Source organism: Paludicola sp. MB14-C6, assembly GCF_030908625.1.
Lineage (GTDB): Bacteria > Bacillota > Clostridia > Oscillospirales > Ruminococcaceae > Paludihabitans.
The window spans coordinates 2,616,229-2,632,894 of record NZ_CP133133.1 but is presented as its reverse complement, the minus strand read 5'-3'; the positions used below and the strand labels follow the sequence as shown (position 1 = coordinate 2,632,894).

19 protein-coding genes are annotated in these 16,666 nt (G+C 34.7%); 13 read left to right on the top strand and 6 right to left on the bottom strand.

The window, feature by feature from the left end:
• Positions 1-92 precede the first annotated feature (92 nt).
• Positions 93-890: a sulfite exporter TauE/SafE family protein gene (locus RBG61_RS12540; protein ID WP_307944038.1), complete on the bottom strand. Its 798-nt coding sequence runs from the start codon at positions 888-890 to the stop codon at positions 93-95.
• Positions 891-1,072: 182 nt separating this feature from the next.
• On the opposite strand from RBG61_RS12540, the gene RBG61_RS12535 reads away from it, so the two are divergent.
• The 12 genes from RBG61_RS12535 to RBG61_RS12480 all read left to right on the top strand — a co-directional run bounded on the left by RBG61_RS12535 (position 1,073) and on the right by RBG61_RS12480 (position 12,271).
• Positions 1,073-1,480, top strand: a complete 408-nt coding sequence (locus tag RBG61_RS12535; protein WP_307944037.1) for a hypothetical protein — start codon at positions 1,073-1,075, stop codon at positions 1,478-1,480.
• Positions 1,481-2,350, top strand: coding sequence for an aminoglycoside 6-adenylyltransferase (locus tag RBG61_RS12530; RefSeq protein WP_307944035.1), 870 nt, complete (start codon positions 1,481-1,483; stop codon positions 2,348-2,350).
• A gap of 45 nt (positions 2,351-2,395) precedes the next feature.
• Positions 2,396-3,688, top strand: coding sequence for a patatin-like phospholipase family protein (locus tag RBG61_RS12525; RefSeq protein WP_307944034.1), 1,293 nt, complete (start codon positions 2,396-2,398; stop codon positions 3,686-3,688).
• A gap of 24 nt (positions 3,689-3,712) precedes the next feature.
• Positions 3,713-4,156: a YaiI/YqxD family protein gene (locus RBG61_RS12520; RefSeq protein WP_307944033.1), complete on the top strand. Its 444-nt coding sequence runs from the start codon at positions 3,713-3,715 to the stop codon at positions 4,154-4,156.
• 491 nt (positions 4,157-4,647) lie between these two features.
• A complete protein-coding gene (locus RBG61_RS12515; RefSeq protein WP_307942478.1) occupies positions 4,648-5,874 on the top strand; it encodes an IS256 family transposase in 1,227 nt (408 codons plus the stop codon).
• 271 nt (positions 5,875-6,145) lie between these two features.
• The gene (locus RBG61_RS12510; RefSeq protein WP_307944032.1) at positions 6,146-6,625 is read left to right on the top strand and encodes a DUF3888 domain-containing protein; all 480 of its coding nucleotides are present in this window, start codon (positions 6,146-6,148) and stop codon (positions 6,623-6,625) included.
• A gap of 209 nt (positions 6,626-6,834) precedes the next feature.
• Positions 6,835-7,338 carry a YceD family protein gene (locus RBG61_RS12505; RefSeq protein ID WP_307944031.1) on the top strand — a complete coding sequence of 168 codons (504 nt, stop codon included), beginning with the start codon at positions 6,835-6,837 and terminating at the stop codon, positions 7,336-7,338.
• Between the two features lie 54 nt (positions 7,339-7,392).
• Positions 7,393-7,575 (top strand): 50S ribosomal protein L32, encoded by a 183-nt coding sequence (rpmF, locus tag RBG61_RS12500; protein WP_307944030.1) that lies wholly within the window; start codon positions 7,393-7,395, stop codon positions 7,573-7,575.
• 198 nt (positions 7,576-7,773) lie between these two features.
• Positions 7,774-9,093: a DUF512 domain-containing protein gene (locus RBG61_RS12495; RefSeq protein ID WP_307944029.1), complete on the top strand. Its 1,320-nt coding sequence runs from the start codon at positions 7,774-7,776 to the stop codon at positions 9,091-9,093.
• Between the two features lie 106 nt (positions 9,094-9,199).
• Complete coding sequence (gene der / locus RBG61_RS12490; RefSeq protein WP_307944027.1) at positions 9,200-10,519, top strand: ribosome biogenesis GTPase Der; 1,320 nt, start codon at positions 9,200-9,202, stop codon at positions 10,517-10,519.
• Positions 10,520-10,561: 42 nt separating this feature from the next.
• A complete protein-coding gene (gene plsY / locus RBG61_RS12485; RefSeq protein WP_307944025.1) occupies positions 10,562-11,218 on the top strand; it encodes a glycerol-3-phosphate 1-O-acyltransferase PlsY in 657 nt (218 codons plus the stop codon).
• A gap of 21 nt (positions 11,219-11,239) precedes the next feature.
• Positions 11,240-12,271 carry an NAD(P)H-dependent glycerol-3-phosphate dehydrogenase gene (locus tag RBG61_RS12480; protein WP_307944022.1) on the top strand — a complete coding sequence of 344 codons (1,032 nt, stop codon included), beginning with the start codon at positions 11,240-11,242 and terminating at the stop codon, positions 12,269-12,271.
• A 117-nt stretch (positions 12,272-12,388) separates the two neighbouring features.
• Here RBG61_RS12480 and tnpA read toward each other — a convergent pair whose 3' ends face one another.
• The 5 genes from tnpA to RBG61_RS12455 all read right to left on the bottom strand — a co-directional run bounded on the left by tnpA (position 12,389) and on the right by RBG61_RS12455 (position 15,577).
• Entirely contained in the window at positions 12,389-12,856 is a 468-nt protein-coding gene (tnpA, locus tag RBG61_RS12475) for an IS200/IS605 family transposase (RefSeq protein ID WP_307942351.1), read from the bottom strand.
• Between the two features lie 401 nt (positions 12,857-13,257).
• Positions 13,258-13,527, bottom strand: a complete 270-nt coding sequence (rpsR, locus tag RBG61_RS12470; RefSeq protein WP_307944020.1) for a 30S ribosomal protein S18 — start codon at positions 13,525-13,527, stop codon at positions 13,258-13,260.
• Positions 13,528-13,555: 28 nt separating this feature from the next.
• Complete coding sequence (locus tag RBG61_RS12465) at positions 13,556-14,014, bottom strand: single-stranded DNA-binding protein (RefSeq protein ID WP_307944017.1); 459 nt, start codon at positions 14,012-14,014, stop codon at positions 13,556-13,558.
• A gap of 14 nt (positions 14,015-14,028) precedes the next feature.
• Positions 14,029-14,328, bottom strand: coding sequence for a 30S ribosomal protein S6 (rpsF, locus tag RBG61_RS12460; protein ID WP_307944015.1), 300 nt, complete (start codon positions 14,326-14,328; stop codon positions 14,029-14,031).
• A 274-nt stretch (positions 14,329-14,602) separates the two neighbouring features.
• Positions 14,603-15,577, bottom strand: a complete 975-nt coding sequence (locus RBG61_RS12455) for an RING finger protein (protein ID WP_307944012.1) — start codon at positions 15,575-15,577, stop codon at positions 14,603-14,605.
• A 204-nt stretch (positions 15,578-15,781) separates the two neighbouring features.
• Here RBG61_RS12455 and nth point away from each other — a divergent pair, with 204 nt between their 5' ends.
• The gene (nth, locus tag RBG61_RS12450; protein ID WP_307944011.1) at positions 15,782-16,429 is read left to right on the top strand and encodes an endonuclease III; all 648 of its coding nucleotides are present in this window, start codon (positions 15,782-15,784) and stop codon (positions 16,427-16,429) included.
• Positions 16,430-16,666: the final 237 nt, after the last annotated feature.

The window sequence follows — 16,666 nt, the reverse complement described above, 5'->3', positions numbered from 1 at the left end:
TTTTTCTAATCTTGCAAAAAATTTTCTAAAAACGCATGTTTTACATCAATTTTAAAGCATAAATGGTTCACACAATATTTTTTCTTGCAAAATCACATCACTTCTATTGCTATCCAAAATTTCACAATATTATAAATATTGATAGCAATGATAACTAGCATTAAGATTCGAAAAAAGAAATCTACTTGCTTTTGCGTTAACTTTTTTACAATCTTACTTCCGACTAAAGCTCCTGAAATACCACCGATAATCATAGTAATTAGTACAAAAGTACGAAAGGTTGGTACATTATTGGTTCCCAATGTAAATACCAAGCTTGTAATTTGCGATAATAGTATAATATAAATTGAGTTCAATGCTGCAGTTTTTGGAGCCATAGAGAAAAAGAAATATAAAATAGCAATATTAATTGGTCCTCCGCCAATTCCCAAGAATGATGAAATTAAGCCCAAAGCCAAACCTGAAATCAAGCAAAATAATTTATTATAAATATCATATGCTTTTATCTTATCTTTAAAAGTAACATAGAAAAAAACACCGATTGTCATAATAATCAACACAATAGCTTGTATCAAACCAACAATGTTTTCGTTCCCTACTGCTGTCTTTATAAAATCAAATAAATATTTTCCAAGCAAGCCTCCTCCGGCAGCTCCTATGCCTAAAAAGGTGGTTCGTTTCAAATCAAGCGTTGCGCCCGATTTGCGATTACGAAACAGCGAAACAATTGCCATGGATAATACCGTACATCCCGATAAAAAGCTGATTGTGGAAACGGATAGTGTTCCGGTTGCATCTAGCACGGGTTTAATAATGACGCCGCCGCCTATACCACTGATTGCTCCTATTGTAGAAGCTAAAAAACTAATAAAAAAATACAAAATACTCAAAACAATACCCTCATTAAACTTATTTATGGTTTTATTGTAACCAATCTGAAAATCAATGTCAAACGAATTTACAATTTATAGATTGTTCGTATAATCTATATGTGGTAATATGAATAAGTAAACACAATACTTGAATATACACTAGTAAGATAAATCTCAATACAGTAAGCGAGGTAGTAGCAATGAAAAAAATTTTTTCAATGAACATACCCGATATTGGGTTAAGTCAGTTATTCTTATCCCAATCTAAACTTGATGCGATTGAGAAATGGTTCAAGACGGATTTATCAAACTTTGACCCACTTCCTGTGCATGACTTTGAAGGGGATGGAACGCTAACCTTAACAGACGGTCATTCTCGATTATTTATTGCTTGGAAAAACAAGCTTTCACAAGTTCCTGTCTATATTGATAATGATGAGCTTATTGCCACTGTTACCGCGCATAAACTATATACTAAATGTATAAAGATATGTAAACAAAACAAACTGCATGATATATCTACTTTGAAAAACCGCATTTTAAATGACGAAGAGTATCAAACGCAATGGCTCGACTTTTGCGAACACTTAGCAATGGAGGAAGACTAAATGCGCACAGAACAAGAAATGTATGACTTGATACTAAGTGTTGCCCGAGAAAACGATCGTATTCGTGGAGTATATTTAAACGGCTCACGTGCAAATCCGAATGCTAAAAAAGATTGCCTTCAAGATTTTGATATTGTATATATTGTAACAGGCCTTGAACCTTTTTTAAAAAATCCAAAATGGATTGATATTTTTGGAGAGCGAGTAATTATGCAAACTCCCGAAGCTATGAACGTATTTCCACCTTCTATGAAAGGGAGATTTCCTTATTTAATACAGCTTATGGATGGAAATCGTATTGATTTATGTTTAATTCCGATTTCCCAAAAAGAACAGTATATTAGTGAAGACAAGATGACAATACTGCTATTAGATAAAGATGAGCCGCAACGTAAATTATCGAAATCCACAGATGAAGACTATTGGATAAAGCCGCCAACACAAGACGAGTTTTCCGAATACTGCAATGAATTCTGGTGGGTTTCTACTTATGTTGCCAAGGGATTATGGCGAAATGAAATTTTATATGCGACCGAACATTTAAATGGTATTTGTCGTAGTATGCTATTACACATACTCTCTTGGAAAGCTGGTCTTAAAACCAATTTCAAAGTAAGTGTTGGCAAATGCGGTAAGTATTTAGAACAATATATTAAAAAAGAGGAATGGGATGCTTTCATTCATTCTTTTGGAAATGGTGATGTTGAGCAAACATGGGATGCTCTTTTTACCGTTTGTAACCTCTTTAGTAAGAATGCAAGAATGATTGCTTTTCATTTTAATTTTAATTATGATGTGAAAGAAGAAGAAAAAGTAATTACTTATTTAAATCAACTGAGGGCATTGCCAAAAGACGCAACTTCATTTTAATCCTAACAGTTACAATATTACATTAGAAGGGATAGTGATTATATTATGTCAAAAACAGCACTTGTTTTAGGCGGAGGCGGTTCTCGTGGCTCTTTTCAAATAGGAGTATGGCAAGCACTAAACGAGCTTGATATCAATATTGATATTGTAACTGGAACTTCTGTTGGTGCTTTAAATGCTGCACTCATTGCTATGAATGATTATGATAATGCATTCAACTTATGGAAGCAAATTAAAACCTCAATGGTACTTGCTGTTGACATTGATGAATCGTTATCCACACAAAAGCAAACAAAAGCCATGATACGCCAGTTTATCTCTGACTATGCAAAACAAGGCGGAACGGATGCTTACCCTTTAAAGGAACTACTCAATCAATATGTAAATGAAGAAATAATACGTAATTCCCCAATTGAATGTGGTTTTATTATGGTTGACAAAAAATCATTAAAACCAAAGCAGCTTTATAAAGAGGATATAAAAGAAGGGCAAATGGCTGACTATTTACTTGCTAGCTCTTCCCTTTTTCCCGCTATTAAAAGCTGTAATATAGAAGGAATTGAATATATAGATGGTGGATATTATGATAATCTTCCGGTTGAATTGGCGTTAAATAAGGGAGCAGAACATGTAATCGCAGTTGACCTAGAAGCAATTGGAATGGTAAGAAAACAAGCAATTGCAAAAGCAGAAAACTTAACTATGATTCGGAGTTATTGGAATCTTGGCCCTATTTTAGTATTTGATAATAAGACAAATGTTCGTAACATTCGTCTGGGCTATTTAGACACAATGAAGGCATTTCATGTGTTCGACGGTGTAGCTTATACTTTTATCAAAAATCAAATTCCTGCTATGACTAAAAAAAGAAAAGAGCTTATTCATCAATTAAATGATATTCTACAGCTTACTTTTACCAATAATAATCATACCGGTAAAGAAGAGTTGTTTCATTTAAAAATACAAACTCACTTAACAAATAAATATGGAAAAGAAATGAACGGAAGACACACCACATTTATTAGGGCTTGTATGGAGGAAGCCGCAGAGTTATTCGAGCTGGATTACTTGAAAATATATTCGGTTGATATATTCGAACAAAAGCTTAATGAAATGATTAACAAGGTTGAAGTTCCTTACTATAATGAGCAAGATATGAAAAAGCCAAGAAAATATAACGCTGCATTGGCGTTATTGGATAAAAAAGCGAGAACTGTTTATCTTGCAATTATGATGAAAAAAGCAATGTATGAGCATAAAAAATTAGATGCGCTGGCTTTAGCATTTTTTGTTACAGACGAATTTTTAGCAGCATACTACATTGCATTAATGGATTAGATTATAAAATGAATTGAGGTTATTATGTCAAGAATACTCATAGACGCAGATGGATGCCCTGTCGTTGATATTACAATTAAAGTTGCAAAAGAATTCTCCATAGAAGTAATGATACTTTGTGATACTTCACACTTCTTTGAACGAAATGGTGCAACTACAATTACCGTATCAAAAGGCGCTGACAGTGTTGACTTTAAACTGGCAAACATGATTGAAAAAGGCGATATTGTGGTTACTCAGGATTACGGGCTTGCTGCAATGTGTCTTGCAAAAAACGCTTTGGTTTTAAATCAAAACGGTATGCAATACACCAACGATAATATTGATGCTTTGCTTTTGGCTCGCCATACTGCAAAGAAAATCCGCAATAGCGGTGGAAGATTAAAAGGAAACAAAAAGCGAACAGAAGATCAAAATGAAGCATTTGAGAAAGCGTTGAGAGGGATAATAGCGAGTAGAAATATATAATGTCATAGATGGTTTATTGAATTTGAAATGGGGGTATGTTTCTATGAAAGAAATGTACTGTAGAAAATCGTTTTACTTTTTTATAGGTATAATTGTGATAGCAATTGCGTGTATAATAGCAATTCACTATTCTGTTGCAAATATAAAAATTTCTCCCGATGGAAAATATAAAACATCATATAATAAATATACTGATACTATAACAATAACAAACCTAAGTAATAATGTGAAATGCTATGTTAATGATGGTGGGAGTTGTAATTATTCCTGGTCGAAAGATAGTAAGTGCCTCATAATCAATTACAAGGATGAAAGATGTGATATGTTAGATATGCAAAAGAATTCGTGTGTGTCAATATCCTAACAAGGTGGAAAGACGAGTTTCTTTATAATATGAGACTCCCGAAAATTTTGTGTAAAAGTGAATAAGGTACTTCCAATCAGACAAGAATTAAGATAATAAATTCAAGTATGAAAGGAAGTATTTTTTTATGGAAAAGCAACCGAAAGAGTTATTAAAAGAGTATGTGAACAGCCAAAACTTCACAAGCACAACAGAGGTTATGCAGGCAATGAAAGAGATGTTCAAAGATGTTCTTCAGCAAGTTATGGATAGTGAATTAGACGAAGAATTGGGTTACCAAAAAAGTCAAAGAATAGCGAACGATGACGGAAAAAGCATGTCGAAAAATTATCGAAATGGATATTCAAAGAAAACAGTTAAAACACAACTTGGCGAAGTGGATATTAATGTTCCTCGTGATAGAAACGGTGAATTTGAACCACAAATTATTGGTAAATATAATCGTAATGCTGACGGGATGGAAGAAAAAATTATTGCACTTTACTCTTGTGGCATGTCTCAACGAGATATTGCTGAACAAGTAAAAAATCTTTATGATGTAGAAATTTCAGATGGACTAGTAAGCAAGATAACAGAAAAAATAATGCCGGAAGTAACAGCATGGCAAAACCGTCCACTAGATAGTGTATACCCATTTGTGTTCATGGATGCAATACACTACAAAGTAAAAGAAAACAATCAGTTTGTAACGAAAGCAGCATATGTGGTTTTAGGAATTACACTTGAAGGAAATAAAGATATATTGGGCATTTGGATTGGAGAAAACGAGAGCTCAAAATTCTGGTTGAGCGTTATGAATGACTTGAAATCAAGGGGTTTGCAAGATGTATACCTATTTTGTGTTGACGGTTTAAAAGGTTTTAAAGAAGCAATCAATGCAGCATATCCCAAAGCGCACATTCAACGTTGTATTATACATCAAATTCGATATTCAACACGATATGTAGGATACAAAGATATCAAGAAGTTAATGGCAGATCTAAAACTAGTATATCAAGCTGTTACAGAGGAAGAAGCATTGAATAATCTAATATCATTCAAAGAAAAATGGGGTAAAAGTTATCCTTCTTGCATAAAGAGTTGGGAGGATAACTGGGATATACTATCAACCTTTTTTGCATATCCAACTGATGTAAGGAAAATAATATACACAACTAATATTATTGAGGGATTAAACAGGCAGTTCAGACAAATAACCAAGAATAAACCATCATTTCAAAATGATGATAGTTTAAAAAGGATACTGTATTTAGCTTCAAAAAAAATTGTCGAACGATGGACACAACGTTGTCGAAATTGGGACGTTGTTTTAAACCAATTAAACATCATGTTTTCGGACAGAATCGCTGGATGATTCTATGTTCATCCGCCAAAATTTAATGACAAAAGGGGCATGCCCCTTTTGTCATTAAATAAACTTGTTTCAACTAACCTATACACTATGTCAATTACTATTTTGTTCCTATTTCTTGTTCTGATTGTTTTTATATTTACACAAAATTCTTGGTATACCCTATAATTTATTGAACATTCACTAACGCGGATATCTTATCACATTTTATACCCAATCAAAAACTTATCATTGTAACGCTCAAACAATCATATTATTGTATGAGGTGATGGTGATGAATAAGGTTATTAAAATGAGTTGCAAAAATAACGTTATATATATTGCTCTACTTATTTTAGGGTTATTTGTTGGGCTTTTGTGCTATAGTCAAAACAACACCAATAATTTTAAAGTCACGCAAAACACCTATAAAACAGAATCTGATTGCAACACTGTAATAGTTAAAACATATTTAAAAGCAATACAAAATGCTTCGAATGATTTTTATAGTGACTATTTTACAATAACGCCAACGGTAGATTTTCACCGTATAACTGTGAAACAAATATTATCTCAGCATACCACAAGCATCATTGTATTTACTAGTGAACCATTTATTGGTCCACATGATACTGTTGGCATTGATGAAATTTCATTTTATGCATATGAAACAGGGGAAGTAAAACTAAAAGAATTCAAACATATAGTCAGTTATTCTGTACCACAAAATTTAAAAGATATTGTGAAGAAGCCTATCCCAGGTGATTATGAATAAAAACAAAGCTCTCTCCCCTTTTCTTTTCCATTTACAGAAATACAATTATATGTTATAATAGCGATATTGGACTTTTATAAATCGCAATGGCTTTTGTTTTCTATTTTTGTTGAAAAAATAGCTCAACATACAAACAAATAAAGTGATAGCCCTTGACATTTATTCGAGAATTATATATAATAGATAGGCATAGCGATAGAGGTGTAAATATGATTATTGAGTTAAAACAAGTTTTCGATATTATTGGCGAGTCTTTTTCATTTGATTATGCGTTGGATTTGTCCGATTACGAACTATTTAACGATCATCCATTTACATCCCCAGTGAATGTAAAAGGTGAGGTTTCGAATAAGGCCGGCATCGTATTATTGCAATATACTGCTGACTTTACTTTAAAACTCCATTGTGACAGATGCTTAGAGGTTTTTGACCGTGACTTTCATTTTGCTTTTGAGCAAATTTTAGTGACTGAGCTAAATACTGACAATGATGAGTACTTTGTAGTTGAGGATAATCGTCTAAATTTAGATGAATTGTGTGTTTCTGATATCCTTTTGAATCTACCATCAAAACTACTTTGTAAACCTGATTGTAAAGGTTTATGTCCTAAATGTGGCGTGAATTTAAACCAAAAGAGTTGTCTATGCAAAAAAAATGAAGTTGATCCGAGACTAGCGGTTTTAAGTCAGTTATTAGTTGATGACCAAGACTAAGAGGCTTTGATTAGCTACTAGAATAGACCTAAAGTATAAAAGGAGGTGCTCATTGTGGCTGTACCAAAGAGAAAGGTATCCAAAGCAAGAAGAGATAAAAGACGTGCTAGCGTATGGAAGCTAGATATGCCTGCATTTTCTAAATGCACACAATGCGGTGAGTTGAAAGCTCCACATAAAGTATGTGGTAATTGTGGTTATTATAAAGGCGTTCAAGTTATTAAAAAAGAAGCATAATTGCAAAATGCTTCTGGCTTGCGCAACCTTTAGTTAACAATTCGCTTGTTTTGTATTGAAAGACTGTCGCCATTGTTTTTGGCGGCAGTTTTTTAGTAAGTGCATCTTATTTCATTTACGAACTTTAACATAATATTAAATCATTAATACCATAATAATATTGTAATTCTTTTAACAGATTTCAGATTGGAGGGCACTATGAGTGTTATCATTACCGGAATCACTCCAAAAAGTATAGCGGAAAAAAAGAAGCTTTGTATCGACGATACCATTGTTTCCATTAACGATAATGAAATACATGATATTTTAGACTATGACTTTTATTCTGCTGACGAAAAGCTTTCCATTGAAGTAATCAAAGCAAATGGTAGGCATAAAAAAATTAAAATAAACAAACCCGAATATGAAGATATTGGCGTTCAATTTAGTACCTATTTAATGGACAAACAGCATAGCTGCACCAACAAATGTGTTTTTTGCTTTGTTGACCAGCTGCCTTGCGGAATGAGAGAAAGCTTATACTTCAAAGATGATGATGAACGACTTTCCTTTTTATTCGGTAATTATATTACCTTAACCAATATGAAGCCTGAAGAAATAGACCGAATTATTAAAATGCACATCAGCCCAATTAACATTTCTGTGCATACAACCAACCCCGAGCTTCGTATAAAAATGATGAAAAACCGTTTTGCCGGGGATGTTTTAAAATATATTGAAACCCTTGCAAAAGCTAATATAAAAATCAATACCCAATTGGTGCTTTGTCGTAACTTAAATGACAAAGATGAGCTAACCAAAAGCTTAAATGATTTATCGAAACTATACCCTAGCGTACAAACCATAGCTTGTGTTCCGGTTGGAATTACAAAATATCGCCAAAACCTAGCGGAATTACAAACTTACGATCAACAGTCTGCTAGCGAAACGATTGATTTAATTGAAGCATTCAACCATGAATTTTATCAAAAACATGGTACAAGAATTGCTTATCCGGCAGATGAATTTTATATAAAAGCCAAACGCCCTATTCCCGATGCGGAATATTATGAAGATTTTGCTCAACTCGACAATGGTGTTGGCGTAATTGCTTTACAAAAGCAAGAATTTCAATCTGCTTTAGAGGATATAGACGAATCAAATCAATCAAGAAAAATCACCGTTGCTACAGGCGTGGATGCAAGACCTTTTATTCAAAACCTTGTTGACGAACTTAAGAAAAAATGGCATAATTTAGAGTGTAATGTAATCGCAATTGAAAATGAATTCTTCGGTAAAACAATTACTGTAGCAGGATTGGTTACCGGCTCGGATTTAATAAACCAACTAAAAGGAATTGACCTTGGCGAGCAGTTAATTCTGCCTACTTGTATGCTTCGTCATGAGCAAGATATGTTTTTAGATGATGTTACATTGGAACAAGTAAAAGAAGCTTTGCATATTCCGATTGTTTTAACCGAAAATGATGGATATGAGGTGCTTGATGCACTGATTGGAAATAAAGAACCGGTAATTTAACCGATACCAAACTGACCAATATGATTTATGCTAATTCCCATTTAAAAATATAATGAGTTGTTTGAAATGAAATTAGTATTAGTAGAAATATGGAGGACATATAAATATGGCAAAACCTGTTGTCGCAATTGTCGGCAGACCTAATGTAGGAAAATCTACATTATTCAACAAATTAGTGGGGCAAAGAATTTCTATTGTTGAAGATACTCCTGGTGTAACACGTGATAGAATTTTTTCAGAATGTGAATGGCTGAATCGTCGCTTTCTTTTAGTAGATACAGGCGGTATTGAGCCATCTTCCGATGACGTAATATTATCCCAAATGAAGCAGCAAGCTGAAATTGCAATTGAAAATGCAGACGTTACTATTCTTGTTGTAGATGTAAAAAGCGGTGTTACTGCAACGGACCAAGATGTTGCTTCTATGCTTCAAAAGAGTGGAAAACCCGTTATTGTTTGCGTAAACAAATGTGATAACGTTGGTAGTCCACCTGCTGATTTTTACGAATTCTATAACCTCGGTTTAGGCGAAATCTACCCTGTTTCCAGTGTGCATGGTCATGGAACAGGTGATTTATTAGATGCTGTTTTCGCTCATATTCAAGAAGATACGCAAGATGATTATAACGAAGATTACATCAAAGTTGCAATTATCGGTAAACCAAACGTAGGTAAATCTTCTTTGATTAACAAAATTTCCGGTGAAAACCGTATGATTGTCTCTAATATTGCAGGCACAACCCGTGATGCTGTTGATACTATCATAGAAAATGATTATGGAAAATATGTATTTATCGATACAGCTGGTATTCGCAAGCGTTCTAAGGTACTTGAGAAAATCGAGCACTACAGCGTATTGCGTGCATATATGGCAATTGAACGTGCAGATGTATGCGTAATGATGATTGACGCTACAGAAGGATTTACAGAGCAAGATTCAAAAATTGCAGGCTATGCACATGAGCAAGGAAAGGCTTGTATTATCGCTGTTAACAAATGGGATGCGATTGAAAAAGACGATAAAACAATGAAAGAATTTGAAACCAAGCTTTCTATTGATTTTAGTTTCATGTCTTATGCACCATTTGTATTCATTTCCGCTCAAACCGGTCAACGTATCAATAAACTATACGAAATGATTAACCTTGTAGCACATAACAATGCAATTCGTATTTCTACAGGTAAATTAAATGATTTATTAAGCTATATTACAGCAAGAGTTCAACCACCATCCGATAAAGGAAAGCGTTTAAAAATTTACTACATGACACAAGCATCCACAAAGCCACCAACATTTGTTTGCTTTTGTAATAAAGCTGAGCTGTTCCATTTTTCTTATGTTCGCTATATTGAAAATCAAATCAGAGAAACGTTCCAGCTAACTGGAACACCAATTCATTTTGTTATCAGACAACGTGAAGAATAAGAAACCTTTTATTAACTAAACACAAATTTTGGAGGCTTTTATATGGCTTGGACGTTACCTGTTATTCTTTGCACAATTGGCGCTACAGTTGTTGCTTATTTACTTGGTAGTTGTAATTTTGCAATTATTATCACAAAACTATTTGCCAATGACGATATTCGAAACCATGGAAGCGGAAATGCCGGTTTAACGAATGTATTGCGTACACTTGGAAAAGGACCTGCATTACTTACCTTAATTGGTGATTTTTCAAAAGGAATTCTTTCTGTTATTTTAGTGCGATTACTGTTACACTATATTGCAGGAGTTAACGATTTTTATGTTGCTGATTACATTGTTGCAATTGCGGCATTACTTGGACACAACTTCCCTCTTTATTATGGATTTAGAGGTGGTAAGGGTATTTTAGTATCCTTTGGAGCAGTAATGATTTTATCGCCGATTGCCGGAACAATTTGCTTTATTGGCTTTTTATTAGCTGTTATATTTACCAAATATGTTTCTTTTGGCTCTATTGTAGCATGTATTCTATTTCCTATTACAACGCAGCTATTTTATTATCTAAAAACATCTACTTTTAGCTTAACACAGTTGATCTTAGCATTGTGTATTTCTGCGCTTATTATCTTTATGCATCGCTCTAATATATCACGCTTGCTTCATGGCAAGGAAAGCAAACTATCTTTTAAAAGAAAATAAACAATATAAGGGATGATTAAAATGGCAAACATCATGGTACTTGGCGCAGGAGGATTCGGTATTTCTCTTGCGGTTACCTTAAACAAATACGGTCATAATGTATGCATGTGGTCTGCTGTTCCAAGTGAAATCGAAGAAATTCGTTTACATGGTGAAAACAGAAAGCTGCTACCCGGAATTGCAGTTGATTTCTCAATCGAACTGACTACTGCTATAGAAAAAGCAAAGGATTGCGAGTTAATTATCTTTGCAGTAGCATCAAAATTCGTTCGTGAAGTAGCGCTTAAAGTAAAGCCATATGTAACTAGAGACACGATTCTTGTAAACGTAGCAAAAGGCTTTGAAGAATCTACAATGCTTCATCTTTCTCAAGTGATTCAAAGTGAATTACCTAATAATGATGTTGTTGTACTTTCCGGCCCATCTCATGCTGAAGAGATTGCAAGAGGTGTTCCTACTACAATTGTTGCTGCTTGTAAAAATAGAGCTAGTGCACAATATGTACAAGATGTTATGATGAACACTAACCTTAGAGTTTATGTGAACGACGATATCCTAGGCGTTGAGCTTGGCGGTGCATTAAAAAATATTATTGCAGTATGCGCGGGTATTTGCGATGGCATGAACTTAGGCGATAACACAAAGGCTGCTTTAATGACAAGAGGGCTTGCAGAAATTGCACGTTTAGGTACTGCAATGGGTGCACAAAGCGAAACCTTTACGGGACTTACCGGTGTAGGTGACTTAATTGTTACTTGTATGAGTATGCATTCTCGTAATCGCCGTTGCGGAATCTTTATTGGGCAGGGTTTGTCCTCTGAAGATGCGATTGCTCGTGTTGGCATGACGGTTGAAGGATGTGCTGCAACCAAGGTTGCATATCAGCTCAGTAAAAAATACAATGTGGATATGCCGATTGTTGCCGCTATTTATAGTGTACTTTATGAAAATAAGGATATTCAAGAAGCCGTTCGTGATTTAATGGGAAGACCGAAACGTCATGAAAGTGAACATATTTGGATGTCAGAGAAATCAAAACCACTAGTGAACTAGTGGTTTGCTCAGACCCTAGAAGGGTCAACTCGTGCTGACCCCTCAAAGGGGTGCTGAAAGTTTGTCATCGCATCACAATTACAGGCAGCCACTATAAGTGGCTGTTTGTTTTTTGCCCTATTTCACTTGATTACCCGTAAACGGGTCCGTATATTCTTTAAATGAAATTTGGTCTTTTGCATAATCTTCTTCTAATTGGTTTCGAATGTACTCTGCTATTTTCTTTTCATTTTTTCCTACTGTATCTACAAAATAACCTCTACACCAAAAATTTCGTGATCCATATTTATATTTTAAATTTGCATGCCTATCGAATATCATCAGTGCACTCTTACTCTTGAGTGTTCCTACAAACTGTGATATACTCATATACGGTGGAATACTTACTAACATGTGTATGTGATCTACACATGCCTCCGCTTCTATTATTTCCACTTTCATTTCTGTGCATAATTTTCGAAATATTTCACCTACATCTCTTCGCAAATCTTTATAAATTATTTTTCTTCTATATTTTGGTGCAAACACTATATGGTATTCGCACCTATAACTTGAATGTGCTGTCTGTTTTACTTCATTTTTCATTGCTTAATTCCTCCTTGTTATCTTTGTGATACGGTCGCCAAACCGTCACTATTTTAACATGGAGGTTTTATTTTTGCCAAGGCTTTTTTACCTACCCCTGGTAGAACCAGGGGTTTTATTAAGCCTAAAGGCAACAAAAAGATGAAGGAGATTACGATGCGTAATCTCCTTTTTGGATTTTATATCTCGTTTTCAAAAAAGCCTTAACCCCTGCCTCCTTTTCCAAAGGAGGTGGCACGCCGTGCGTGACAGAGGATTTTACAAACAAACTTTTCTTATTATATATTTTTCTGCATAAACCTAATCCTCAGTCTGCTTTGCAGCCAGCTCCACCCAAGGGGGAGCCTTAAATAACACAAACGAAAATCCCTGTATTTTCATACAGGGATTACAGTTATAAGTTATTCGCTTACGTAAGGTAAAAGAGCTACGTGTCTTGCACGTTTGATTGCTGTTGTTAGTTCACGTTGGTGACGAGCACAAGTACCTGTTACACGTCTTGGAACGATTTTAGCTCTTTCAGAAACAAATCTTCTTAGTTTAGCAACATCTTTATAATCAATAAATTCAGCTTTGTCTACGCAGAAAGCACAAACTTTTTTACGTGGTCTTCTTGCACCTGGACGTCCGCCTTTATCATTTCTATCAAAAGAACGATTATTTCTCTCCATTTTCAATTACCTCCTTATTTAATTAGGCTTAGAATGGTAAATCGCTATCGTCTGTATCAATTTCTTCAAAATCTCCGATTGAGAATCCTGTTCCTTTTGCAGGTTCAGGAAAACTTTCCGGTGTTGGGAAATTGTTTGAAGGCTTTGAAGCTCCCGCATCACTTTGTTTACTATCAGCAAAGTAAGCTTGATCTACAACTACTTCAAATGCAGTACGTTTATTACCATTTTTGTCTTCATAGCTTCTTGTTTGAATACTACCTTCTAATGCAATCATTCTGCCCTTTGAAAAATATCGACTAATAAATTCTGCAGTTTGTCTCCAAGCAACGATATTAATAAAATCAGCTTGACGACTACCGGTTGATTTATCAGCAAAATTTCTTTCAACAGCAATGGAAAAACTCGTTACAGATACTCCGCTAGGAGTTGATTTTAATTCAGGATCTGCTGTTAATCTTCCCATAAGAATAACTCTGTTTAACATAAGTCATCCTCCTCTTATTTGCCAGGTTTAGTAGTGATTAAAGAACGAAGAACACCATCAGTGATTTTTAATACACGGTCTAGCTCAGCTGGGAAGCTTGGGTTAGCAGTGAAATTATACAAAGTATAAAAACCTTCTGTTTCGTAGTTGATAGCATAAGCTAGTCTACGTTTGCCCCACTCATCAACAGACTCGATTGCACCGTTTGCAGCGATAAGCTCATTAACTTTTTCGTTAACCGCTTTAATGCCGTCTTCACCTAATTTTGTACTTAGGACGATAATTGCCTCGTATTTCTCTTGTAGTTTAGCCATTTGTAAAGCACCTCCTTTTGGACTTTGGGCCCTATGTTAAGCATAGAGCAAGGATGTCCCAAATGAAATCATTCGGGTGGTCGTAAACATACGACAAATTAACGTTTTTAAACGCAAAACCGCATACTAATCACGCTAATACATATTAGTATATCAGAATTCGATTTCTCTGTCAAGACAATTCCTATACATCTCAAAAAGTAATGTTTTGCACAATATAAAAGCGCCATAAGCAGGCTTATAGCACTTTTTAATATTCAGAGAAATCAAATTTTTAGATATATGGCAATGCAATAAAAGTAAGAACAAATGAACCAACTAAATATATCATCAATAATGTAAACAATAACTTTACTGCTACAGAGCCCTTTTGTGTTAGCGTTTTTACGTAAACTTCTTCGCTTTGTCCTTGCGTTTCTTCTTTTATTTTTGCAATTTTTTTGTAAGTATGCTTTTTATATAATTTATTAGCCATAAATCCACAAAATAAGCGTACACTCATACTAATTAAGCTTGTTATCAAGCCTATCGTTGTTAGCGAATCGGTATTCACAATGGTTGTGTCTAACGTTCCGATTGAGTTAATCATGGCGATAGCGCTTATCACATCTGGAATGGAACAAAATATATTAATTAAAATCAATAAAATTCCGATGCCGTACATCTTTCTATATAAGAAATATATACCGGAAAAAAAGAAAGCCGCCCAGTTAACAGTTGTTATCTTCCCTTTTGATGAAGCTAAATACTTAAAGCGTGGTAAAAAATAATGGGAGTTTCTTCCCACAAAAATCGCTAAATCCTTCGCTGCAACTCCATCAATCTCTTCGTCGGGTGAGACACCGCCGAATGGTGATATAAAAGGGTTTAGTGGCATTCCAGGAGGAGTAAATCCTCCGCCAAAAGGTGGCATTTGACCAAATGGTTGTTTCAAATTATCGTTTTCTTCCGTTTGATCACTTAATCGGTTGCCACAAACTTGACAAAAGATTCCTTCAGGAGGATTGAGAGTTCCACAACGAGAGCAGCGAAACTCGGAGTGTCCATCGAATTTGGAATCAAAAGTTTCTTTTATAGGTGGCTTCCATTCTTCATTTTTTTCATGAAGGTCTTGGAAGATACATTGTTGATTTATTTTATAACACTCTAAATGATATGGTGCACCACAATCTGGACATACAACAACTGCACTGCCATCATCAAGCGGTTTTCCACAAATTGGGCAATCAATATGTGCGTATCTGTTCATTAACACAAGCTACCTTTCCTTAGTTTCATTACTATAAATTATACACTTTGATTTATAGAATAGCAAATACCAATCTGTGAATTTTTTAAAAATTGTAAAATAAATTTGTTTACAGTTCACCATTCTAACGATATGATTAATATAATCAATTGCCAAATCTATTTCTAGCGTATTTGATATTGGCTTTTATAAAGGAGATCCATTATGACCAAAAAAGAACGTGCTGCTATTGCTGTAGAACGACTAAAACAATTATATCTGGAAGCTACTTGCTCCCTTGAATATCATAAAGAGAAACCCTATGAACTGCTCATTGCGACTAGACTTTCCGCTCAATGTACAGATGCAAGAGTCAATATTGTTACCAAAGATTTATTTCAAGAATATCCAACTCTACAATCTTTTGCTGATGCCGATATTCAAGATATTGAACGTCTTATTCACTCTTGTGGATTTTACAGAACAAAAGCACAGGATATTGTTAATATGTCCAAAAGCCTGATTGCAGATTATGATAGTATTTTACCCGATACAATTGAAGAACTTACCAAGCTATCGGGTGTTGGACGAAAAACAGCTAATTTAATCGTTGGCGATATTTACGGTAAGCCCTCCATTGTTACAGACACGCATTGTATTCGCATTTGTGGAAGAATTGGGCTTACTTCAAGCAAAGATCCTAAGAAAACCGAAGATGAATTACGCAAAATACTCGATCCAAAGGAATCGGGAAACTTTTGTCATAGACTTGTCCATTTTGGACGTGAAACCTGCTCCGCTCGCTCACCAAAATGCATGGAATGTAAGTTGAATGACATATGCAAAGAAGGCATCAAAAAACTGAAAATATAAAGTAAACGCCAATCCGAATTGAAGGATTGGCGTTTCAGCATGTAGAGAAATTCAAAGCGCAAGGAAAGATGAATATCAAAAGAAATTTACTTGCGAAAATTGTTTTTTCGAAAATGACATGGAGTAGAAAAGACGACTTAATCAAATATTAACCGCGTGGAACAATTGCTGTTCGCATAACAGTTTTACAGAAAATTATCTAAGGGAGTAAATAAATAATAATATAGCACAAGCTTA